Genomic DNA, 23726 nt, shown 5'->3' on the forward strand with positions numbered 1-23726 from the left:
CGCTACAGGCCAATGAAAAACCTGGAGCTCAGCACCGCTTTGTTTGCCTATACCCAGGGCAGGGATTTGGACGGAGTCAATTATGGCAGCAATATTTTGCTCGATTACCGCAATCGTCCCGGTGATTTCAACAATACCTTTCTGCAGGGCCGTAAGATCAGTGTGCTTTTAGGGGAGCTTAGCGCCAGCTACCAGTTCCGTCCGGGCTGGTACGTGGATATGCGCTACCTGGCCCGTCGGGAGAAAGCAAAGGAAACGGGCGAAAGCCTGTTCACCAATGATATGTTTGGGCTGGGGCTCAGGGTGAATACCGTGCCGAGAAATCATTTCTTCTAATGCATTCCTGAATGGCCGGAATCTATATCCATATCCCATTTTGCCGGCAGGCCTGCCATTACTGCAACTTCCACTTCTCGGTGTCGCAGCGGCATAAGGCGGAATTCCTTGATTGCCTGCTAAAGGAAATTGAAATGCGAAAGGATTTCTTTGGCAAGCCTCAGGATCAGGAAAAAAAATTTCGGCTCGAAAGCATTTACCTGGGTGGGGGCACGCCTTCCATTCTGCACCTTGAAGAGCTGAACAGCATCTTCGACCGCCTGTCGGAATTTTTCGATTATGATCAAAGCGCTGAGATCACCCTGGAGGCCAATCCCGATGACCTGAGTTTGGAAAAGCTGGCTGCGCTAAAGCAAACCCCCATCAATCGCCTGAGCATTGGCATTCAGTCTTTTTTTGCTGAGGACTTGGCCTATATGAATCGGGTGCATTCCCCCAAGCAGGCCACTGAGGCCATCGAAAACGCCCTGAAACTGGGTTTCAGCAATCTGACCATCGACCTGATCTATGGCACGCCCACGATGAATGACTTGCATTGGAAGGAAAACCTTCAACGGACCATTGATTTTGGCATTCAGCATATTTCAGCCTATGCCCTGACGGTTGAGCCCAAGACCGCGCTGGATGTCTTCATCCGCCGGGGGCAGGCCAAGCCGGTGGAGGAGGAGCAAAGCGCCCGGCAGTTTGAGATGATGGTGGAAATGCTGGCAGGGCAAGGTTATAAGCATTACGAGATTTCCAATTTTGCCCTTGGGGGGAAATATTCAAAACATAATCTATCCTACTGGACCGGTAAGCCCTACCTTGGCCTTGGCCCATCTGCACATAGCTTCCGCGGGACAGAGCGCTCGTGGAATCTGCCCAATACAACCAAATACATTCATTCCATTCAGAAAGGGCTACTGCTCCTTGAAAGCGAGCAGCTCAGCCCGGCCCAGCGCTACGACGAATACCTGATGACCTCACTCCGTACGATGTGGGGATGTGATATGATCAGAGTGAAGGAGGGATGGGGAGAAGAGAAGAGAAAAGAGCTTGAAAATCAATCCCTTCAGCTTATTGAACAAGGCTTAATGATTAGGAAGGATAGCCATCTTATCCTTACGGAGAAGGGAAGGCTGTTTGCGGACAGGATTGCGTCGGATTTATTTTGGGTGTAAAGGTTCAAGGTTTAAAGTTTAAGGTTCAAAGTTTAGGGCCATTCCAGAACCTTGAACCAGAAACCTTAAACCAAAAGGCCTTCCACAAAAAAACCGCCCAGGTCTGTCACCGGGGCGGTTTTTGTTTTCCCATAAGGGGATGGTTTTATTCAAATGAAAGCAAGGACTTTTTGATGATGTCCACGCATTCCATCAGTTGCTCTTCAGTGATGACCAGCGGGGGTGCGAAGCGGATGATGTCGCCATGGGTGGGCTTAGCAAGCAGTCCGTTTTCGGCCATCTTCAGGCAAACATCCCAGGCTTCCTTGCCGTTTTTGGGCGTAATGACGATGGCGTTGAGGAGGCCTTTGCCGCGAACCAGGGAGATCATATCGGTCTTAATGGCGCGAAGTTCCTTGCGCAGGATCTGTCCAAGGTGTTCTGCCCTTTCGGCCAGTTTTTCGTCCTTCACCACATCGAGTGCTGCCATGGCCACTTTGGCCGCCACGGGGTTGCCGCCAAAGGTTGAGCCGTGCTGTCCGGGCTTGATGACAAGCATGATGTCGTCGTTGGCCAGTACTGCAGACACCGGATAGATACCGCCGCTGATGGCTTTTCCAAGGATAAGGATGTCCGGCTTTACGCCTTCGTGATCACAAGCCAGCATTTTGCCAGTCCGGGCAATGCCTGTCTGTACTTCGTCGGCGATGTAAAGTACGTTGTGCTTCTTGCAAAGCTCATAGGTCTTTTTCAGGTAGCCTTCATCGGGGACAAACACGCCTGCTTCGCCCTGGATGGGTTCAAACAGGAAGCCTGCAACGTTGGGATCCTTGAGGGCTTCGGCCAGAGCATCCACATCGTTATAAGGAATGCGGATGAAGCCGGGGGTGAAGGGACCGTAATCACCATAGCCATCGGGGTCGTTGGAGAAGGACACGATGGTGGTGGTGCGTCCGTGGAAGTTGTTTTCGCAGACGACGATTTTTGCTTCGTTCTGGGTAATACCTTTCTTTTTGTAAGCCCACTTTCGGGTGAGCTTGATGGCGGTTTCAACGGCCTCGGCGCCGGTATTCATCGGCAGCACCTTGTCGAAGCCAAAGTATTCGGTCAAATATTTCTCATACACGCCCAGCACATTGTTGTGGAAAGCGCGTGAGGTAAGGGCCAGTGTTTTCGACTGCTCAATGAGGGCATCCACGATCTTTGGATGGCAGTGTCCCTGGTTTACTGCAGAATAGGCAGAGAGGAAGTCGTAATAACGCTTACCTTCCACGTCCCATACAAAGACGCCTTCACCGCGCTCGAGCACCACCGGCAGGGGGTGGTAATTGTGTGCACCGTGCTTGTCTTCCAGCTCAATGGCTTGCTTTGATGTAATCTTACCGGTCGTCGTACGCATAACAGTTCTTTTGATATTAAAAAGTGTTTGAATGGTATAATTTGATTTTTGGTTATTCGTGGAAAAATATGCCGCAAATATAGCAAAAGGGCTTTGGATAAAAAAACCAAAAGCCCTAACATATTTTTCTGGAAATTAAAACTTTGGACGAACCCGAGGGCGATTCTGATCAAATATGCTTTAAAGCTGGCATAAATGAGGAAAAAAAAAGACCGGCAGTTCCTGTAAAGGAGCCTGCCGGTCACCATCACTCATCACCCAATGATTATTTCACTGCTTCTTCGTAACGGCGTTCAACTTCGTTCCAGTTTATCACATTCCAGAAGTTGCCCAAATATTCGGGGCGGCGGTTTTGATATTTCAGGTAATAGGCGTGTTCCCAAACATCGACACCCAGAATGGGCATCCCTTTTACGTCAGCTACATCCATCAGGGGGTTGTCCTGATTGGGCGTGGAGGTAATCTGCAGTTCGCCACTGGCATCAACGATCAGCCAGGCCCAACCACTACCAAAACGGGTGGCCGCTGCATTGGAAAATTCTTCCTTGAATTTATCGAAGGAGGTAAAGCGTTTTTCAATAGCCGAAAGGAGTTTGTCAGAGGGCTGTCCGCCAGCATTGGGACCCATAATGGTCCAGAACATGCTGTGGTTCCATACCCCACCACCATTGTTACGCACTGCAACGGGATACTGGCTCATATTCTTGAACAGGTCAAGCAGGCCGACACTTTCCATTTCCGTTCCGGCAATGGCGTTGTTCAGGTTATTTACATAGCCCTGATGGTGCTTGGAATGATGGATTTCCATCGTCATCTGGTCAATGTAGGGTTCCAGTGCATCATAGGCGTAAGGCAATTCGGGTAAAGTGTATTTTCCATTCTGATCTTTCATAACTACGGGTTCTTTTGTTTGGTTATCATTCTCACTTTCTTTGACTGGTTGCTGGCAGGCACTCAGGGCCATTACCGATACAATTGCAACCATCATGATTTTGTTTAAGCGTTTCATTTGTCTTCTTTTTTTGGGTTGTTGAGCTTTTTCTTATCTGGACTCTGTCTAAATAACAATGTACACTCCATTTTGTTTAAAAAAACATCCAATAAAACCGTTTTGATCCTATTTGACTGACAACTAACAAACTGGAAGGTTAAAGAACCAATTGGCCTGATGAAGCCACCAGGCGGGGGACAGGAAAACAAAGAAAGCCGGTCTTAATCCACGCTAAGGTATGGAGCCACTTTTTGGAAGATCTCATCGGTTACCAGGTGAGAACGCCTGATGTCGGCAATGGACTGATAGGGTCCGTGTTGTTTTCGGATGGCGACCAGTGAATTGGCCAGGTTGCTGCTGATATAAGGATGCCTGACCAGATCGGCCCATTCGGCCTGGTTGATATTGATTTTATGGGTGAGGGTGGTGTCGACCATCAGGTTCTCCCGAATGCCGTTCAGGCGAAGGCTGTCCATCCCATAGACCTCCAGGAGTTGATCCAGGTAACGGTAGCCTCCCAACTTTTCGCGGTAGCTAACAATTCTCCTGCTGAACACCGGACCTATACCATAGAGTTTCATTAGCTCAGTGGTATCGGCAGTGTTCAGGTTCACCTGCAGTGAAGCGCGGTTTTCTATTGCGGCAGATGCCGCAGCGGGGTTTTCTGCAAGGGTTTGTTCCTGGGCCTGTGATTCTCTGGAAGGCAGTAGAATAAAGGGCTCCAACTGGCTGTACATTTCATCAGTGACCAGGTAAAGCCGGCTGACGTCTTCTTTATAGCGGAAGGAACCACCCGCATTTTCATAATTCCTGATTGACCGGGCCACATAGGCGGGTATGCCCATTTTCTCCCAGTCTTCGACCGACAAATGATTGGGGTTAAAGGGGAAAGGTGAAAGCAGAACGGGTTGGTTCTCGGCCGGGCGGTTATAAGATCTTTTGGCCTGGCTTTCCTTTTCTTCATTGGCCTGCATTGCCGCAAGCCGTTCTTCAAAATCTTCCACGGCAAGCAGGAAAGCCTCGCTATCACCAGGCGGTGGTTTGTAAAACGAGCGATAAACGGCAGGGGCAAAAGCTACTGCGAGGATCAGGATGAGCAATACAATGATCCCGTTGCGCTGTGCCCTGGTGAAATAAAACAAATCTTTCCAGCTCATCGTACTTAAAGCTTCCGTAAAGGGTAACCCGCCGTGGGCATTTCTCCCAATACGTTAAGAAATCAGGTGGAACGTTTTGGTTTCGCTGTAAACCTATAAAGATAAAAACAATTTTAATTCATTTCAATACATTCAGTTTATTATTCTTTTGTTAGGCTTTGCTTACATTTGAAAATAAATCCTGAGTTTTGTAGAGAAAAATTCATTCTAAACGCTTACGATATGAAAAAGTGGTTGCTGTTTTCTTTGGTGTTTTTGCTGTCGTGGACGGCCCAGACACAAGCCCAACGGGTGGAGCAGGAGATTGACAGCCGGGGATTTTCAGGAGAGTTGCAGAAAGCCTGGGAAGAATCAGGGATTCCGGCTGTGAATTTTGGTTTCATCACCCGCGAAGGGCAATACTATTCCCAGTCCTTTGGACACGCAGTATGGTCAGAGGAAGCGGCGCTTACTGCTGACCATATTTTCAGGATCGCCTCGATGACAAAGGCCCTTACCAGTGTTGCCGTGCTGCAGTTATGGGAGCAAGGTAAGGTTGACCTGGATGCCATGGTGGCGTCGTTCATTCCCGGGATTGATTCCATTCCCATCCTTACTGACGAAGGAAATCTTGTTGCAGCAAGCCGGCCTATAACTTTAAGGAACTTATTGACGCACACTTCGGGGTTTTCGTATGCGATGTTTGATCAGCGGCTGGCGAATTTTGTCAGGCCCGACAACTGGCCCCATCCCGATTATCCCAGGGTGGCAGAACCTGGCGAACAGTGGATCTACAGCACCAGTACTGACTGGGCCGGTAAGGTGGTGGAGGCCGTTTCGGGATTGGATCTGGAAGCCTACCTTCGTGAGCACATCACCGGGCCCCTGGGAATGGATCATACCTGGTTTAATGTCCCGGATTCACTGCAGCACCTGATCGTTAGCATCGGAACCCGGCTCGAAGAGCCTTCGGATACCTTCAGGGAGTATCCCGGCAGGGTGCCACGCGAGCCGGTGAAGGAATACAGCGGTGGGGGCGGGTTGTTCTCATCGCTCAACGATTACCTGAAATTCCTGGCCTGTATCCTGAATGAAGGCGAACTGGGAGGAAAGCGCATTCTTAACGAAGCCACAGTGGACCTGATGTTCAGGGATGAATTGCCCGGGGTTCTGAACCTTGACCCGGAAGAAATGGCCGACAACAGCCGGATGGCACATTCCTTATCATGGGCCATTCAATTGGTCGATAATGACTTTGGCAGGAAAGCTGGCTCAGCCTACTGGAGCGGTTATTTCAATACTTATTATAGTATTGACCGTCATTCGGGTGTGGCCGTGGTTGTAATGGCAAATTACCTGCCCTTCCTCGAGCCTGGCATACTTGGTTTGTACAAAACATTTGAAAGCCTGGTGAGGGGGGAGTGATCTTGTTTCGGGGAGTTCATTTGTTGAGTTCAGAACGGAAAAACCCTTTTCCGTGATTTCCTGATGTTCAGGCCTCGAAAGATGGCCTGCATCATTTTTTTTAATTTTTCACTATTCATTTTTCCTTTTTTGACTACCTCTGTTTTGGATTAAACTGGATTAACCTTGTGGTTAATTTGTGTCGATTCTCTTTCCAGGGTCCTTTCTGGGTATGGGTTAATACGGTGTTTAGACGGTGTTTATTCGGTTTAAACCGAATAAACACCGTCTAAACTATGACGGAGGTATGGTTTTGGAGGGGTTTAAAATTGGGCAAAAGGGGAATCTTTATTTGATTAAACAATTGAAATACAAGACTATAATTGTGTATGGAGCATTTTCTTCATTCCCCAAAGGGGAAGATTTAATTTTTTACTGATGATTTAACTTTCTAATAGAACATGAAATCGTTTTCTGGAAACTCAGGGCCCTCTTTTTGCTTTGGGAGAATGCAGGAAGAAGGAACTTTTTCATTTCCCTGGAACGCAATCGGAAAATTCCGCTTTTGATTTTTGAGAATTTTTGAATAGGGATTGAAAAACCACGATTATTTTATATTTTTGGCTCCTCGCAGTGGTGCTTCAAACTATCGGCAACAAAAACAACGCTACTATGTCACTTTCGGGAAATGATGGCCGCGATGGCTTTACCAGCAAGTTTGGTATTATTTGTGCCACAGCCGGTTCGGCCATTGGGCTGGGAAATATCTGGCGCTTTCCATACGTTGTGGGTGAAAACGGGGGAGGTGCTTTTTTGCTGGTTTACCTGGGTTTCATCCTTTTGCTGGGGATTCCGGTAATGCTTTCCGAGCTGGTGATTGGCCGGCGTGGCCAGCGCAACACTTTTGGGTCGTTTCGTCGTTTGGCGCCCGGCAAGCCCTGGTGGTTCATCGGGGTGATGGGGCTGGCTGCAGCTTTTATGATCCTGGCTTTTTACAGCACTATTGCAGGCTGGACGCTTGAGTATATCGTTAAATCGTTTGGAAATGCTTTCAAAGATAAGACCGGCGATGAGCTGGCCAGCATGTTCCAGACCTTTCACACCGGTGTCTTCTGGCCGCTGTTTTGGCAAGCAGTGTTTATGATCATGACGGCCTGGATCATCCTCTCCGGGGTAAAAAAAGGCATTGAAAAATATTCTAAAATACTGATGCCCTTTCTTTTAGCGTTGCTCATCATTATGGCCATCCGTTCCATTACCTTGCCCGGAGCTATGGGCGGGCTGCAGTTTCTGTTTAAGCCTGATTTTTCACAGCTCAATACCAGTGTCTTTCTGAGCGCCCTGGGACAGGCTTTCTTCTCGCTAAGCATCGGGATGGGGGCCATCATTACTTATGGCTCCTATATCCAAAGGGAGAATAACCTGACCACCATTGCGGCAGAGGTTTCCATTGCCGACACCCTGATTGCGGTGTTGGCGGGTGTGGCCATATTTCCTGCCGTATTTGCCTTCGGGCTGGACCCTGCCGAAGGCCCCGGCCTGATATTTCAAGTGCTTCCGAGCATCTTTCAGCAATTGCCGGGCGGTTATTTCTTTGCCATCATATTTTTTATCCTCCTGGCCATCGCCGCACTGACATCCTCCATTTCCCTGCTGGAGGTGGTGGTTGCTTTCCTGGTGGAAGAACTGAACCTGGACCGGAAAAAAGCCACCATCATGGCAGCCAGCGCGGCCCTGCTGATTGGAGTTTTTTGTACTCTTTCTTTCAGTACACTGAGCGATGTAACGTTCAGGGGACAGACCATATTCGGAATACTTGATTTTTCAGCCTCCAACATTCTGTTGCCGTTGGGTGGATTGCTTATCGTGGTGTTTGTTGGCTGGGTCATGAAATCGGCGGAAGTGAAAGATGAACTCTCCAATGGTGGATTGCTGAAGCTGAGGCTTTACGCCTTCTTCCGGTTTATAATCAAATTCATTGCTCCCGTGGCCATTGCCATCATATTTCTAAATAGTATTGGAATTCTCTAAAACCTAAGCTTATGTCTGGAATTCTCGAAAGCATTAACCGCGTCATTGTCATGTATAACGAATATGTTGGCGGTTATTTGCTGCTTGCCATGTTGTTGCCAACAGGAATTTTCTTTGCCTTCAAATTCCGGTTTCTTCACGTCAGGAAATTCTGGCATTCTTTCGCCATCTTATCCGGAAGGTACGCCAGGAAAGGGGACCACGGTGATGTGAACCATTTCAAGGCGCTGACAACAGCATTGTCAGCCACCGTAGGAACTGGGAATATTGTTGGGGTAGCCCTGGCCATTTACCTGGGAGGCCCGGGTGCCATATTCTGGATGTGGGTTACCGGCTTTTTCGGGATGATGCTGAAGCTGGTGGAATGTACCCTGGGCTTAAAGTACAGGAAATTCAATGCCGACGGGACGGTTTCCGGGGGGCCGATGTATTATATGGAATACGGGCTGAAGGATAAGCTGGGCAAACATGCCAAAACCCTTGCGGTTATTTTTGCGGGTGCGGCGGTTTTGTGTTCGCTGGGGACGGGGAATATGGCCCAGAGCAACTCGATGACTGATGTGCTGTTTACGAGTTACCAGATCCCCACCTGGATCAGTGGACTGGTCATTGCCGGTTTGGTATTGTTAATCGTGGTTGGAGGCCTGAAGCGCATTGCCGAGGTTACCTCACGGCTGGTTCCCTTTATGGCGGGGATTTATTTCATTGCTGCAATGGTTATTTTCATTCTGCACATTGAGAACCTGGTGCCTGCTTTTGAGCTGATATTCGAGTATGCCTTTACAGGTACAGCGGCCACAGGCGGATTTGTGGGATCAGCATTTATCATGACCATGACCATGGGTATCCGGCGGGGCCTGTTTTCGAATGAGGCGGGACAGGGTTCAGCAGCGATGGCCCATTCGGCCGCCAGAACGCCTTACCCCATTCGCGAAGGAATGGTGGCCAGCCTTGAACCCTTTATTGATACCATGTTTATATGTACTCTGACAGCACTTGTTGTGATTATGACCGGTGCCTGGGAGTCGGGCCTGCAGGGCGTCAGTATGACTGTGCTTGCCTTTGAAACAGGGCTGGCAGAAATTAACCTTGGATATCTAGCTCCCCATATCATTGCCCTGGGACTATTGCTTTTTGCTTTTTCTACCGTAATTGCATGGTCGTATTATGGCACCCGCGCCGCGCAGTACCTGTTTGGCGATAAGGCCATCAAGCCTTATTATTATGTGTATGCCCTGTTTGTTTTCTTCGGATCCATCTGGGGAATTGACCTTGTATGGAACTTCGTGGATATGGTCATCACTTTTATGACCATTCCCAACCTGATTGCCATTTTGCTGCTTACCCCGGTTATTAAAAAGGAAATTGACGATTATTTTTCAAAAGATTATAAAACCCTTTAGGGTGGCCTGAAATTTGCAGAGTAAAAGCCCGGAAACAACATAATAATATGTTGTTTTTCGGGTTATTGAATCAACTGTGTGCCATGCTATTTTCCCGTTTCAAAAAAGATGTTTTTGTTAAAAGGTCATAAAGGCAGAAAAATTCTATTGACATTTCTTATGGTCATGTCAGGTCTCTCTTTAGTTGCCCAGGAAAAAACGCCCATCGATTTTTCTGCCAACAGGATGCAGTTTGACAAGCGGATAGGGGAAGACGCCCGCCGGTTGATCGATATGGTTCACTTCAGTCACGAAGGCACCAATATGTATTGCGACAGTGCATACCTGTTTTCGAAGCAGAATCGCTTGCAGGCTTTTCGCAATATTTACATCCAGGTGAATGATACAGTGAGCATTTTCGGAGATATGCTGAACTACGATGGTAATACCCGGATCGCTGAGCTCACAGGAAACGTGAAGATGATTGACCCGCAAATGACCCTTACCACGGGACATATGATTTATGATCTTGCTAATAACACAGCCAATTATGTTGGGGGCGGGAAGATCGTTGACAAGGATAATACCCTGACCAGCCGCTGGGGTTATTATTATGTGAATCAGAAGCAATTCTTCTTTAAGGATCATGTGAAGCTGGTGAATCCGGAATATGTAATGGATTCTGACACCCTGAGGTATAACACACTGACCGAGGTGGCTTATTTTTTTGGGCCAACGACCATTGTAAGTGAGGAGAACACCATTTTTTGCCGCAATGGCTGGTACGACACCCGCAATGATGTTTCCCGGTTCAGCAAGGATGCCTTTCTGAATAACAAAGAGCAGTCCATCACGGGCGATAGCCTTTTTTATGACCGCAGAAGCGGATATGGGAGGGCAGACAAGAATATTGTTATACGGGACACGGTTCAGAATTCAATCATCACCGGTCATTTTGCCGAACATTACGAACGTGAAGGAATTTCGGTGGTAACCCAAGAAGCGGTTTTGACAGTGATTTCGGAGGGGGACTCTCTCTTTATGCATGCTGATACCCTCCGGTCCGTTTACCAGGAGGACAATGAAGAACAGTTTGTTTATGCCTATCACCAGGCCAAATTTTTCAGGAAGGACCTGCAGGGACTTTCTGATTCTATTGTTTATAATTTCAGCGATTCGACCATCTACCTGTATTATAATCCCATCATCTGGTCGGATGTTCACCAGCTGACGGCTGAAAGGATGGAAATACAGACCTCCGAAAATGAAATTATTGCAGCCCACCTTTATGACGCTGCCTTTATTATTTCGGAGGAGGCGGATATGGGGTTCAACCAAGTGAAAGGGAAGAACATCACAGGGCATTTCGTGGATAATGAACTGAGCCGGATCGATGTATTTGGCAATGGGGAAACGATTTATTTTTTAAAGGAAGAGGATAACAGCCTGGTGGGCATCAACAAAGCCATTTCCTCGGATATCGTCATATATATTGAGGACCGCCAGGTGGTGGGCATCCGTTTCCTAGAGGATCCGGAAGCCAATCTTTTCCCCATAGATGAGTTGCCCGAAGAAGAGCGGCGATTGCGTAACTTCAGGTGGTATGAAGAAAAGCGGCCGCAAAAAAAAGGAGATATTTTCATTCGGGATTAAAAAAGCGTCCATGGTTGGTTTTGAAAGACAGGTGCTGAAAAATGGCTTGCGTGTGATTGTCCATCGGGATAGCAGCACGCCTTTGGCGGCCGTAAATGTATTGTATGATGTGGGTGCCCGGGATGAAAACCCTGATCGGACGGGTTTTGCCCATCTTTTTGAGCATCTGATGTTTGAGGGATCGGTTAATATTCCCGACTTTGATACGCGATTGCAGGATGCAGGAGGTGAAAACAACGCCTTTACCACCAATGACCTGACCAATTATTACGAGACGCTACCAGCACAAAACCTGGAGACGGCTTTCTGGCTGGAATCTGACCGCATGCTAAGCCTGGCTTTTTCGGAAGAAAAGCTTGCGGTTCAAAAAAATGTTGTGATTGAGGAGTTCAGACAGTCGTATCTCAATCAGCCATACGGGGATGTGTGGATGCTTCTGAGGCCCCTGGCTTATCAGCGGCATCCGTATATGTGGCCTACCATTGGGAAAGACATTACACACATCCGGGATGCTTCAATGGAAGACGTCAAGCATTTCTTTAAAAAGTTTTATCACCCTGGCAATGCCATTTTGACGGTTTCCGGCAATGTGGAGCCCGATGACGTATTCATGCTTGCGGAAAAGTGGTTTGGGGACATTCCCCCGGGAGAACCCTATATCAGGAATTTGCCGCAGGAACCCGTTCAAACCAAGACAAGGTATCTGAAGGCTGAAAGAGAAGTTCCCTTCGACCAGATATTTATGGCTTTCCCATGTTGCGGCCGTGCTGAAGAAGCCTTTCATGCCACCGATTTATTGAGTGATTTGTTGTCAAATGGTGGCTCATCCAGGCTGGTACAACATCTGGTGAAAGGGAAAAGGATTTTGAGTGAGGTGAACGCCTACCTGACCGGCAGTTTGGACCCAGGCCTGTTTATTGTCACGGGTAAATTGCATGAAGAGACCAGCATGGAAGAGGCCAAAGAAGCCTTGCTGGCTGAGCTGGAAGTTTTAAAACACGAACCGGTTGGAGAAAGGGAACTTCAAAAGGTGAAGAACAAGGCTGAATCCTCACACATTTATTCTGAAAGCAATGCGCTGGCCAAGGCCATTAATCTGGCTTATTATGAATTGCTTGGGGATCCCGGGATGCTTGACCATCAGCCGGAGTTATACTTTTTACAGGATTCCCTGCGTCTGCAGGAAACTGCTCAGGAATTGTTTCATCCTGGCAAGGCTTCTGTCCTGGAGTATTATTCAATGAAATCCGGGGAACAGTAAAAACCAAGTGAATGACAACAAGAACGAAAGCGCCACCCATTAGCCTGATCACCCATCTGCCATTTCCGGTCCCGGAAAAGCAAATCCTTGGCAATGGAGTTCCGGTCTATCTCCTGAGGGGAGGCTCAGATGAAATTGTCAAGCTTGATTTGCTATTTCTTGCAGGGAGTTTTCACCAGCATAAACCCCTGGTTACCTATCTTGCTGCAAACCTTTTAAAGGCAGGAACGGAAGAAAGAACTTCCATGGGAATCAGTGAAATCCTGGATTTTTATGGAGCGATTTTTCAGGTTGAGGCTCAAAAAGACATTGTTTCAGTCAGTTTGCTGGTATTAAAAAAGAATCTTGGTCATGTATTACCACTAATTCAGGAAATCATTCAGGCACCTTCTTATCCGCAGGGAGAACTTGAGATATTAATTAAAAATCAAAAGCATCAGCATATTATCAACAGCCGGAAAGTTTCTTATCTTGCCAGATTACATTTTGCAGAACAGCTTTTTGGATCCGGTCATCCCTACGGGTACCGGCTCAAAAGAAGGGATTTTGACCAGGTTGTCCGCGAAGATCTGTTTACCTACCACAGGCAGTGGATACATCCGGGAAATCTTGTGATCATTGTCTCGGGCCAGCTACCGGGGAATATGCTTGAAAAGCTTGGTGATCATTTTGGTGGACAAGCGTGGCAAGCACAAACGAACCCTCAGGTTGAAACAGCTTATTCATTTCCTGAGAAGGGAAGCGGGAGGCTTTTCATTCAACAAAAGGATGCCCTGCAGTCGGCTATCAGGGTGGGCAAAAGAATCATAAGGCGCAACCACCCCGATTATTATCGCCTGGTGATTACCAATGCCTTATTGGGAGGATTTTTTGGATCGAGGCTGATGAAAAATATCCGTCAGGAAAAGGGATATACTTATGGTGTAAACTCAGCATTGGTTTCATTGCTTCGTGATGGCTATTTTTTTGTTTCAACTCAAGTTGGTACTGAGGTTTGTGAGGTTGCCCTTGAACAGATTTACTTTGAGCTCAAAAGGTTGCGCACAGAAGCTGCCTCCCGGAATGAACTTCAGACACTTAAGAATTATCTTTCAGGGAACTTTTTACGCTCGTTTGACGGGCCCTTTGCCCAGGCTGAGCGCTTCAAGGAGATGCTGGTATTTGGTCTCAAAAGCAATCATTTTGATCAATTCCTTTCTGAACTAAAAAGTATTACCCCTGAAACCATCATGGAAACAGCCGAAAAACATCTCCTGGAAGAATCCATGATAGAGGTTGTGGCAGGAAAGCCCTAGACAATTCCAATTTTTTAGCTTAAATTCGTTGGTACATAATTTTCCAGACCACCAACCTTCAAGTTTTATGGGAAAAGATTTTTTCTTCAGATTATTCTTGCAGGGATTTTTTCTCTTTTTGTTTTTGAATGGATTCGGGCAATCAGAAGACTTTCTCAGGATCAATTCGGTAAGCGTTTTGCCGGGAGGGGAGGTGATTGTCGATTGGACCTTGCAAACGGATGTCACAGAAGGATTTATTGAGGTCAATAGGAAATTAGGAGATTTTTATGTTACCATAGAAGAAAACCTTCCCCTTTCCCAGGCCAGTTACACTGATATCTCTATTGATGCAAACTTGGGAGCCTATTCTTACTACGTTGCCGCGTTTGCCATTGATGGTAGTACTATTGCACCCAGCCAGGCTCATCAGACCATCTTCCTGTTTGAACCCGATGCGGATTTTTGCAGTGGAGACATCCGGCTGCAATGGACAAATTATGCCGTAACCACATCGACAGGGACCCCTCAACCGCTCGAGGTCCCTTTTGACCTGGTGAGGGTACAATATTCTTCGGATGGGCAAAACTTTACCACTTTTGAGACCTTTGACCAACCTCCCACAAGTGATAATGTGCAGGAATATTCATTTGAGGGATTGGAGCCTGGTCAACATTTTTTCAGGATACAGTCTTTCAATTCGGAAACTGAAGTTGTTTCAAATTCCAATATTAGGGTCTATGGATATGATCCCCCGCAATTGGAGGATTTCAAAATTGATTATATTGATGTTTTTGAAAACGAGGAGGTACAGGTTTTATTTGTTGGTTCAGGGGATACGGGTGCTTATGAGTACGAAGTTTTCCGTTCAGAGGATGCTGGGGGATCATATGACTTAATTGCAGGGGATGTACCCCTGGAAGTATTTCAAGATAATCCAGACCTCAGCCAGGGCCCATGGTTTTACCGTGTGAAGGCTTGGCTTAAAGACTGGGAATGCGGGGCGCCGGCATACGAGACCCCGGAAGTTTTTTCAAGCATCTTTCTTCAAGGATCACCCGGAACAGAATCCAGGGAATTTTTATTTAACTGGCAACATTATTACCCAGAAGCGCTTCGCTTTCAATACGAGGTTCAAATGGAAACCGGGGAAGGGGTGTGGGAAATCGCTCCAGGGGTTTTTGATGCCGGTTCGCAGGAGTATGTTTTTACTGCCCCGTTGGATTTAGCCGGAATATTTGTGTTTAGAGTTTTAGCTTTCGAGCAAAGCCAACCATCGCGCCTGATTGCATCCAATTACGTAACCATAGAAGTTGAGCCGTTTGTTTTCATTCCCAATGCGTTCCGGCCTACCAGCAATAACCCGGACAATCAAGTTTTTAAACCTCAATTTCCGGGCTTTGATCCTGATGTCTATGAATTGATCATTTTCAACCGATGGGGTCAGCAAATTTTCAGTTCCACCGACCCGGAAATTGGCTGGGATGGGAACTATGATGGTCACACTGCCTCGCCCGGGGTTTATCCCTTCCAGTTGCGGTATCAGGTTCCCGGAGGTAAGTCCAATGAAGAAAGCGGGGTGGTAACCCTGGTTAATGACCATTTATAGCCTGATGTGTTGGTCGCTGTTTCCCTTGATTTTAGGAATTTTTAAAAGACATTCTGTATAAATTTTCATACTTTTGCATTTCATTTTTTAATATACCCACCATGCTCCATGATGACCAGAAATTTGCCGGACAGGGATTGACGTATGATGATGTTTTGTTAATACCAGCCTATTCAGAGGTATTGCCACGAGAGGTTGATATCAGTACGGATTTTACACGAAATATCAGGCTGAAAATCCCTATAGTGTCTGCAGCGATGGACACCGTTACGGAGTCGCGCATGGCCATAGCAATTGCTCAGGAAGGTGGCATCGGGGTCTTGCACAAGAACATGACAATTGAGGCACAAGCTTCCAAGGTTCGCCAGGTGAAGCGTTCGGAAAACGGCATGATCATTGACCCAATCACTTTGCATGAAAATGCCCTGATTGGCGATGCACTAAAGATCATGAAGGAATTCAACATTGGAGGTATTCCGGTGGTAAACGATGATAAGCGCCTCGTTGGCATCCTGACCAATCGTGATCTGCGGTTTGAGAAAAATCCCGGGAAGCCGATTGTGGAAGTCATGACAAAAGATAACCTGATAACCACGAATGAATTTATTGATTTTGCCAATGCTGAGGAGATTCTTCAGGAACATAAGATTGAGAAACTTCCCGTGGTGGATTCTCAGAATCGTTTGGTGGGGCTAATCACTTACCGTGACATTATAAAAATCAAGGAGCGTCCGAACGCCTGTAAGGACCACAGAGGGCGTTTAAGGGTTGCTGCCGCAGTTGGAGTTACACCTGATACCCTTGAACGTGTGGAGGCCTTGCAAAGTGCAGGTGTGGATTGTGTGGTGATCGACACTGCTCACGGACATTCCAAAGGCGTGTTAGAAATGGCCAGGAAAGTGAAATCGCGGTTTCCTTCCATCGATCTTGTTGTTGGCAATATTGCCACAGCAGAGGCGGCCCGTGATCTTTTGAAGGCTGATGTTGATGCAGTTAAAGTAGGAATAGGCCCAGGGAGTATTTGTACTACCCGAATCATTGCTGGTGTAGGAGTTCCTCAACTTTCGGCGGTATATGAAGTTGCCAAAGCTTTGCATGGTTCAGGTATTCCGGTCATTGCCGATGGAGGTATCCGGTATACGGGTGACATCGTCAAGGCGATTGCAGCGGGGGCTTCTTCCATAATGGCAGGTTCGCTGTTTGCCGGTGTGGAAGAGTCGCCGGGAGAAACAATCATTTTTGAGGGTAGAAAATTTAAAACATACCGGGGCATGGGGTCCATTGAAGCGATGGCCCAGGGTTCTAAAGACAGGTATTTTCAGGATGTTGAAGACGATGTAAAAAAGCTTGTGCCGGAAGGTATCGTGGGCCGTGTCCCATATAAAGGGACCCTTTCCGAAGTGGCTCATCAATTGGTCGGTGGGTTGCGTGCCGGAATGGGTTACTGTGGTGCTGCAAATGTTAAAGCATTGCAGGATGCCCGTTTTCTGAGGATTACCAATGCCGGCATTCGGGAGAGTCATGTCCATGATGTTCAGATTACAAGAGAATCACCCAATTACAGCAGATCATAAATAAAGAAGCAGGAACTTTTATTGACAAATAAGGCTTTATGAAAAATTTGAAGGCTGTTATTTCCATTTCTTTCCTTTTGTTGTTTTTCCATCCCGGTGTGATGGCAAAAATGCAGAATAATGACCCTGTATTAATCCAGATTAATGATCGGTCGGTAACGCTGTCAGAGTTTGAATCAGCCTACCGAAAGAATAATCTTAACATGCAGGTGGCTGACCCCAAGTCGGTTGAGGAATACTTGGAACTGTATATTAATTTCAATTTGAAAGTATTGGAAGCTATAAACCTGGGGATGGATACCAATACGGTCTTTCAGCGGGAGCTGGCAGGTTATCGGGAACAACTGGCCAAGCCATATCTGACAGACCAGGAAGTGACCGATCACTTGCTTCAGGAGGCTTTTGAAAGAATGCAATTTGACATCCGGGCCTCCCATATCTTGGTTAATGTTGGGCAGCACAGCAGCCCTGAAGATACTTTGGCTGCCTGGGAAAGAATCTCCAGTATCAGGGATAGGATTATTAACGGGGAGCCTTTTGAGAAAGTGGCCCGTGAAGAATCGGATGACCCTTCTGCCCGTGACCAGGCAAGTACGGCTACCCGGCCTGCCATGCGCGGAAATGGTGGCGATCTGGGTTATTTCACGGTACTCGATATGGTTTATCCCTTTGAAACCGCTGCCTACAATACGTTGGTCGGGGAAGTATCAGCTCCGGTAAGGACTTCATTTGGTTACCATATCATTCAGGTTACAGATCGCCTTCCTGCGATGGGTCGGGCTCACGTTGCACACATCATGACCATTTTCCCTCCAGGAAGTGATACCGATACCCAAGAGGAGGCAAGGCAACGCAGTCAGGAAATCTATGAAAAGATACAGGCTGGAGAAGATTTTGGAGAACTGGCGGCTCAATTTTCCGACGACAGGTCGTCTGGGCGACGTAATGGAGAGATGCCACCTTTTACCTCGAACCGTATGGTTCCAGAGTTTATCAAAGCCATTCATAATCTTAACTCAGCAGGACAAATTTCGGAACCAATCCGCACCCAATATGGCTGGCATATAATCAAGCTTATTGAAAAGACCCCTCCAGGCTCTTTTGAGGATGTTGCCCTGGAACTAAAAAACAGGATCTCACGCGATAGCAGGTCAGAACTTAGCCAGGAAGTTGTGATTGAGCGGCTGAAAGATGAATATCATTTTCAGGAGGATCATCAGGCACTTGAAGGAGTCATTAAGGTTGTGGATGAAACCATATTTGAAAGAAAGTGGGACCCCACCAAAGCAAATGGATTAAATGACGATTTGTTTTCATTTGCTGGACAAAATTACACCCAACAGGATTTTGCTCAATACCTTGAGCAAAGTCAGGGAATGCGAACTCCTGAAGCCATAGGGACATATGTGGGGGCCATGTATAACAACTTTGTCAATGAACAAATCCTAGCTTTTGAGGATAGCAGATTGGAGGAAAAATATCCTGAATTTAAAGCCATCATGAAGGAATACCATGATGGGATTTTGCTTTTCGAACTAACGGATAAACTGGTATGGACTAAGGCTGTTGAAGACAGCCTTGGGTTACAAAAATTTTTGGAGGAGCACCAGGAAGATTATATTTGGCCTGACCGTTTGGATGCCACCATTTATACTTTCCCCGATCAGCGCATTGCCAAACGGGCCCGTCGTGAAATTGTAAGAGCCGAACGGAAGGGATTGGATTATACCCAGGTGCTTGAGAAAATTAATCCGGAGTCTTCCCTGGATGTTACTGCCCGGAAGGGAATCTTTTTACAAGAGGAAGAAGAATTGATTGGGCTTACACACTGGGAACCAGGTGTTGGTAAGCTTTTCGAGTGGAAAGGTCAATTTGTAATTGTTCATGTCCACGATGTTATCCCTTCTCAGCCCAAAAAGCTTGAAGAAATCCGGGGCATTTTAATTGCCGATTATCAGAACTTTTTGGAAAAACAATGGGTTGAATCCTTGCGAAGGAAATACGACATTGTCGTGAACCGGGAATTGCTTGAAGAATTGGAGTTTTAACAATAAATGTCTTTGTGGTGAAATTTTTGAACCGGTATAACCTTTTTTTGGGGGCTAAATCATTTTTGGCCCTATTATTGTCGTCATATTTTACCGGTATTTCGATGATTTCATGTAATCGGACCGATTCTGAAGATGGTCAGGCTTTTGTTGCTAGGGTAGATGATGCTTTTCTTTATCCCTCTGACATCAGGCAAATCCTGCCGGCCAATGTGTCTTCTGCAGATAGCATGGAAATTGTGGATCGTTTTGTTAATTCCTGGATCAGGAAACAGGTGTTTTTGCAAGAAGCGAAAAAAGGGCTTGCGGCAGAACAGCTTGATTTTGATAGACAGATTGAGGAATATCGCAATTCACTCATCATTTTCTCTTATGAGAATGAATTGATCAGGGAGCAACTTGATACCACTGTTTCTGAGAATCAACTGGCTGATTTTTATGAAAAGAATAAAGATGATTTCCGGCTTCGTGAGGATATTGTGAAAGCCGATTATGTTAAACTTCCACTTGAAACTCCCGAGTTGAACCGGTTCAGAAGGCTTTTCCGTTCTTCCGATCCCGATGAAGTTGGTTTGCTTGAAGAATACTGTATTCAAAATGCTGCAAGCTATTTTATTGATACAGATTCGTGGTTGCTCTTAAGTGATCTCATTCGTGAAGTCCCTCTTCGGGTTTCAAATTCTGAAAGTTTTCTCCGTTCCAATAAATGGATAGAAATCAACGATGAAAATTTCAGGTATTTTGTAAAGATTTTGGATTATCAGTTACAGGGAAGCGTCTCTCCTTTGGCATTTGAGCGTGAAAATATTCGCAGTATTATTATTAATCAGCGAAAGCACGAACTAATCAACCAGATGCGAAATCAGTTCTACCAGGACGCTGTTGACAGGGGTCATGTTGAGATCCGAAAAATAGATTAATTAACTTACAATACAATTCCAAATTAGATGAAAAAAATCCAGTTGCCATTTCTTTTACTTTTTTTCCATATTTTTATTAATCTTCCGTTATCATCGCAAGACAAGGTTGTTGTTGATCAAGTTATTGCTGTTGTTGGGAACAGTGCTATCCTTGAATCGGACATTGTTAACCAAAGAAGGCAGTTGGAGGGTCAGGGGTTCGACCTCGGATCGAATCCGGATTGTGCTATTTTGGATGACATGCTTTTTCAAAAACTGCTCTACAACCAGGCAATTCTTGATAGTCTTGAAGTAAGTGATGAACAGGTTGAACAGGTTCTTGAGCGCAGGCTTCGATTTTTTATTTCCCAGATTGGCAGTCGTGAGAAGTTGGAGGCCTACTATGGGAAGAGCGTAGAGGAACTGAAGGAAGAATTTCGTGACATCGTTCGGGAACAGGAACTTGGCCAGCAAATGGAAGCCAAAATTACCAGCAATGTTAAGGTAACCCCTTCTGAAGTCAGAAGTTTTTTTAACCGTCTTCCGGAAGATAGTATCCCTATGGTTGAGAGTGAACTCATTTTGGGCCAGGTCGTAAAAAAGCCCCCAGTTCAGCCTGAAGAGATTGCCAATGTTAAAAGCAGGCTGGAAGAATTCAAACAACGAGTCCTCAATGGTGAAAGTTTCAATACATTGGCGGTGTTGTATTCAGAAGATCCTGGCTCGGCCCGAAGGGGAGGTGAATTAGGGTTCTTTGGACGGGGCGAGCTTTATCCTGAATTTGAAGCTGCTGCTTTTAACTTGCGCCCGGGTGAATTGTCAGATATTGTGGAAACGGAGGCCGGTTTTCATATCATTCAAATGATTGAACGAAGAGGAGAGCAATTCAATGTCAGGCACATTTTACTTCAACCTAAGGTATCTCCCCTCGATTTAATGGCTGCCCGCCAGGAATTAGACAGCATCAAAACCCTTATTATCAATGGGGAAATGACATTTGCCGAGGCTGCTCTTAAGTTTTCTGATGATCCTGGAAAGATTAATCAGGGCTTAATGATAAATCCTTATACTGGAACTACACGTTTTAAAAGCGAGGAGATTGAACCAAATCTTTTCTTTGTGATCGATCAAATGCAGGTTGGAGATATTTCTTCACCTATTGGAATGGTCACAGAAGAGGGTCAGCAGGCTTTTCGCATTGTTCAATTGCAGAGCCGAACCGAACCTCACCGTGGCAACCTTCAGCAGGATTATGACTATATTCAGCAACTGGCGCTTGAAGAGAAAAAGCGAAAGGCCACCGAGGCATGGATTAGCAGGCGACTGCCTAATACCTATGTGCTTATCCACGAGAAGTTCAGAAATTGTCCATTTGAGCTGGAATGGCTGAAAGGCGAATAATTTATATTATTTTGTTGTTATGCAAAAATTCTCGAATGACGTTGAGGCTCTGGATGCTCTGGCTCTGAAATACCATGACCTCAGGAAGGAGATCTCAAAAGTTATTGTTGGTCAGGATGAAGTTGTTAAAAACGTCTTGATTAGTATATTCAGCAGGGGGCATTGCTTGCTGGTAGGGGTTCCAGGATTGGCCAAGACGCTTTTGGTAAATACCATTGCCCAGGTTCTTGGTTTGAAATACAGCAGGATTCAGTTTACGCCAGATCTTATGCCTTCAGATATTATCGGAACGGAGATACTTGATGAAACGCGGAATTTCAGGTTTATCAAAGGTCCCTTGTTTGCTAATATCATACTTGCAGATGAAATTAATCGCACGCCTCCTAAGACACAATCTGCTTTGCTTGAAGCAATGCAAGAGCGTTCGGTAACAGCAGCAGGAACGACATATCGCTTAGATAATCCTTTTTTTGTGCTGGCCACTCAGAACCCAATTGAGCAGGAGGGGACTTATCCTTTGCCTGAAGCACAACTTGACCGTTTCATGTTTAATGTAATGCTTGACTATCCGAGTTTTGAACATGAACTCCTGGTTGTCAAGAATACTACTTCTGACCGGCAAGTCGAACTTAATATTGTGCTGAGTGCTGAGGAGATCATAAATTTTCAGGATTTGATCAGGAAAGTACCAGTTTCTGATAATGTGATGGAGTATGCTGTTAATCTTGCATCCCGAACCCGCCCCAATACGCCAAAGGCGCATGAACTGGCGAACGAATACGTAAGTTGGGGGGCAGGTCCCAGAGCTTCCCAGTACTTGATTATTGGTGCTAAAGCCCATGCTGCCATTCATGGGAAGTACTCTCCGGATATAGAAGATGTGAATGCCATCGCCTATTCTATTCTTCGGCACCGAATTGTCAGAAATTACAAGGCCGAGGCCGAGGGAGTATCGGTTGAATCCCTTGTTGATAAACTTGTTGATTAGGCAAACAATTGATGCTCTGTCACAAAAGGGTTGAATATTTTTTTAAAAAAACCCTTGCTGTAAAACGAAAAGTAATTAACTTTGCATTCCCTTCGCAAGGGTGATCCAGAAACACGATCTTTTTAATTTTTTCTGCTTTTTATTTGCAAATAATAAAAAGTTGTTACCTTTGCACTCCCCAAATGTAGGGGCAACGATCTTTGAGAAATTGGGAAAGCCAAAAAAGTAGCGCAAAAAAATACCCGTTGATTAGCTTTAGGGTTGATTAACGAACCAGAGGAAATAAGAGTCGGGACAGTAACTATACGTTAAGTCTAGAGAAATTTAGAAACAATGGAGAGTTTGATCCTGGCTCAGGATGAACGCTAGCGGCAGGCTTAATACATGCAAGTCGAACGGTAACAGGCCCGGCAACGGGTGCTGACGAGTGGCGCACGGGTGCGTAACACGTATGCAACCTACCCTTAACCGGGACATAACACTGAGAAATTAGTGCTAATATCCCATGGTATTATCTGGGGGCATCCCCGGATAATTAAAGATTTATTGGTTAGGGATGGGCATGCGTCCCATTAGTTAGTTGGTGTGGTAACGGCATACCAAGACGATGATGGGTAGGGGTCCTGAGAGGGTTATCCCCCACACTGGTACTGAGACACGGACCAGACTCCTACGGGAGGCAGCAGTAAGGAATATTGGGCAATGGGCGGGAGCCTGACCCAGCCATGCCGCGTGCAGGAAGACGGCCCTATGGGTTGTAAACTGCTTTTCTGCGAGATTAATCCCCGATACGAGTATTGGGTTGCAAGTAACGCAGGAATAAGCATCGGCTAACTCCGTGCCAGCAGCCGCGGTAATACGGAGGATGCGAGCGTTATCCGGATTTATTGGGTTTAAAGGGTGCGTAGGCTGGTTATTAAGTCAGTGGTGAAATTCTCCGGCTCAACCGGGGGCCTGCCATTGATACTGATAACCTTGAGTATAGATGATGTGGGCGGAATGTGTCATGTAGCGGTGAAATGCATAGAGATGACACAGAACACCGATAGCGAAGGCAGCTCACAAAACTAACACTGACGCTGAGGCACGAAAGCGTGGGGATCAAACAGGATTAGATACCCTGGTAGTCCACGCCGTAAACGATGATCACTAGCTGTAGGCGATACACTGTCTGTGGCTAAGCGAAAGCGATAAGTGATCC

At 46.3% G+C, this 23726-nt stretch carries 17 protein-coding genes and 1 rRNA gene; 15 read left to right on the forward strand and 3 right to left on the reverse strand.

Going from position 1 to position 23726, the window contains the following annotated elements:
• On the forward strand, window positions 1-336 hold a 336-nt coding region (locus tag V2I46_06385), incomplete at its 5' end, for a hypothetical protein (GenBank protein MEE4177122.1).
• 11 nt (window positions 337-347) lie between these two features.
• Complete coding sequence (gene hemW / locus V2I46_06390) at window positions 348-1496, forward strand: radical SAM family heme chaperone HemW (GenBank protein MEE4177123.1); 1149 nt, start codon at window positions 348-350, stop codon at window positions 1494-1496.
• 145 nt (window positions 1497-1641) lie between these two features.
• Here hemW and rocD read toward each other — a convergent pair whose 3' ends face one another.
• The 3 genes from rocD to V2I46_06405 form a co-directional block, all read right to left on the reverse strand.
• The gene (gene rocD, locus V2I46_06395) at window positions 1642-2874 is read right to left on the reverse strand and encodes an ornithine--oxo-acid transaminase (GenBank protein ID MEE4177124.1); all 1233 of its coding nucleotides are present in this window, start codon (window positions 2872-2874) and stop codon (window positions 1642-1644) included.
• Between the two features lie 265 nt (window positions 2875-3139).
• Window positions 3140-3766, reverse strand: a complete 627-nt coding sequence (locus V2I46_06400) for a superoxide dismutase (protein ID MEE4177125.1) — start codon at window positions 3764-3766, stop codon at window positions 3140-3142.
• A gap of 320 nt (window positions 3767-4086) precedes the next feature.
• Window positions 4087-5022, reverse strand: a complete 936-nt coding sequence (locus tag V2I46_06405; GenBank protein MEE4177126.1) for a helix-hairpin-helix domain-containing protein — start codon at window positions 5020-5022, stop codon at window positions 4087-4089.
• A gap of 222 nt (window positions 5023-5244) precedes the next feature.
• Here V2I46_06405 and V2I46_06410 point away from each other — a divergent pair, with 222 nt between their 5' ends.
• The 13 genes from V2I46_06410 to V2I46_06470 all read left to right on the forward strand — a co-directional run.
• Window positions 5245-6426, forward strand: a complete 1182-nt coding sequence (locus V2I46_06410) for a serine hydrolase domain-containing protein (GenBank protein MEE4177127.1) — start codon at window positions 5245-5247, stop codon at window positions 6424-6426.
• A gap of 651 nt (window positions 6427-7077) precedes the next feature.
• Window positions 7078-8436, forward strand: coding sequence for a sodium-dependent transporter (locus V2I46_06415; protein MEE4177128.1), 1359 nt, complete (start codon window positions 7078-7080; stop codon window positions 8434-8436).
• A gap of 11 nt (window positions 8437-8447) precedes the next feature.
• Entirely contained in the window at window positions 8448-9839 is a 1392-nt protein-coding gene (locus V2I46_06420) for a sodium:alanine symporter family protein (protein ID MEE4177129.1), read from the forward strand.
• Window positions 9840-10004: 165 nt separating this feature from the next.
• Entirely contained in the window at window positions 10005-11471 is a 1467-nt protein-coding gene (locus V2I46_06425; protein ID MEE4177130.1) for an OstA-like protein, read from the forward strand.
• Between the two features lie 10 nt (window positions 11472-11481).
• On the forward strand, window positions 11482-12732 hold the full coding sequence (locus V2I46_06430) for a pitrilysin family protein (protein MEE4177131.1): 1251 nt from the start codon (window positions 11482-11484) through the stop codon (window positions 12730-12732).
• Between the two features lie 11 nt (window positions 12733-12743).
• Window positions 12744-14027, forward strand: coding sequence for a pitrilysin family protein (locus tag V2I46_06435; GenBank protein ID MEE4177132.1), 1284 nt, complete (start codon window positions 12744-12746; stop codon window positions 14025-14027).
• A gap of 67 nt (window positions 14028-14094) precedes the next feature.
• Window positions 14095-15615, forward strand: a complete 1521-nt coding sequence (locus V2I46_06440; GenBank protein ID MEE4177133.1) for a gliding motility-associated C-terminal domain-containing protein — start codon at window positions 14095-14097, stop codon at window positions 15613-15615.
• Between the two features lie 101 nt (window positions 15616-15716).
• Complete coding sequence (gene guaB, locus V2I46_06445) at window positions 15717-17189, forward strand: IMP dehydrogenase (GenBank protein ID MEE4177134.1); 1473 nt, start codon at window positions 15717-15719, stop codon at window positions 17187-17189.
• 38 nt (window positions 17190-17227) lie between these two features.
• Window positions 17228-19237, forward strand: coding sequence for a peptidylprolyl isomerase (locus tag V2I46_06450; GenBank protein ID MEE4177135.1), 2010 nt, complete (start codon window positions 17228-17230; stop codon window positions 19235-19237).
• A 104-nt stretch (window positions 19238-19341) separates the two neighbouring features.
• Window positions 19342-20157 carry a hypothetical protein gene (locus V2I46_06455; GenBank protein ID MEE4177136.1) on the forward strand — a complete coding sequence of 272 codons (816 nt, stop codon included), beginning with the start codon at window positions 19342-19344 and terminating at the stop codon, window positions 20155-20157.
• Between the two features lie 27 nt (window positions 20158-20184).
• Window positions 20185-21537: a peptidylprolyl isomerase gene (locus V2I46_06460; protein MEE4177137.1), complete on the forward strand. Its 1353-nt coding sequence runs from the start codon at window positions 20185-20187 to the stop codon at window positions 21535-21537.
• Between the two features lie 19 nt (window positions 21538-21556).
• Window positions 21557-22525, forward strand: coding sequence for an AAA family ATPase (locus V2I46_06465; protein ID MEE4177138.1), 969 nt, complete (start codon window positions 21557-21559; stop codon window positions 22523-22525).
• A gap of 330 nt (window positions 22526-22855) precedes the next feature.
• Window positions 22856-23726, forward strand: a 16S ribosomal RNA gene (locus tag V2I46_06470); the annotation flags it as partial.

It is taken from the genome of Bacteroides sp. (assembly GCA_036351255.1).
Lineage (GTDB): Bacteria > Bacteroidota > Bacteroidia > Bacteroidales > UBA7960 > UBA7960.

Coding starts and splice junctions, on each gene's coding strand:
- hemW (MEE4177123.1), top strand. CDS start 348: ATGGCCGGAATCTATATCCATATCCCATTTTGCCGGCAGGCCTGCCAT.
- rocD (MEE4177124.1), bottom strand. CDS start 2,874: ATGCGTACGACGACCGGTAAGATTACATCAAAGCAAGCCATTGAGCTG.
- V2I46_06400 (MEE4177125.1), bottom strand. CDS start 3,766: ATGAAAGATCAGAATGGAAAATACACTTTACCCGAATTGCCTTACGCC.
- V2I46_06405 (MEE4177126.1), bottom strand. CDS start 5,022: ATGAGCTGGAAAGATTTGTTTTATTTCACCAGGGCACAGCGCAACGGG.
- V2I46_06410 (MEE4177127.1), top strand. CDS start 5,245: ATGAAAAAGTGGTTGCTGTTTTCTTTGGTGTTTTTGCTGTCGTGGACG.
- V2I46_06415 (MEE4177128.1), top strand. CDS start 7,078: ATGTCACTTTCGGGAAATGATGGCCGCGATGGCTTTACCAGCAAGTTT.
- V2I46_06420 (MEE4177129.1), top strand. CDS start 8,448: ATGTCTGGAATTCTCGAAAGCATTAACCGCGTCATTGTCATGTATAAC.
- V2I46_06425 (MEE4177130.1), top strand. CDS start 10,005: ATGTCAGGTCTCTCTTTAGTTGCCCAGGAAAAAACGCCCATCGATTTT.
- V2I46_06430 (MEE4177131.1), top strand. CDS start 11,482: ATGGTTGGTTTTGAAAGACAGGTGCTGAAAAATGGCTTGCGTGTGATT.
- V2I46_06435 (MEE4177132.1), top strand. CDS start 12,744: ATGACAACAAGAACGAAAGCGCCACCCATTAGCCTGATCACCCATCTG.
- V2I46_06440 (MEE4177133.1), top strand. CDS start 14,095: ATGGGAAAAGATTTTTTCTTCAGATTATTCTTGCAGGGATTTTTTCTC.
- guaB (MEE4177134.1), top strand. CDS start 15,717: ATGCTCCATGATGACCAGAAATTTGCCGGACAGGGATTGACGTATGAT.
- V2I46_06450 (MEE4177135.1), top strand. CDS start 17,228: ATGAAAAATTTGAAGGCTGTTATTTCCATTTCTTTCCTTTTGTTGTTT.
- V2I46_06455 (MEE4177136.1), top strand. CDS start 19,342: ATGATTTCATGTAATCGGACCGATTCTGAAGATGGTCAGGCTTTTGTT.
- V2I46_06460 (MEE4177137.1), top strand. CDS start 20,185: ATGAAAAAAATCCAGTTGCCATTTCTTTTACTTTTTTTCCATATTTTT.
- V2I46_06465 (MEE4177138.1), top strand. CDS start 21,557: ATGCAAAAATTCTCGAATGACGTTGAGGCTCTGGATGCTCTGGCTCTG.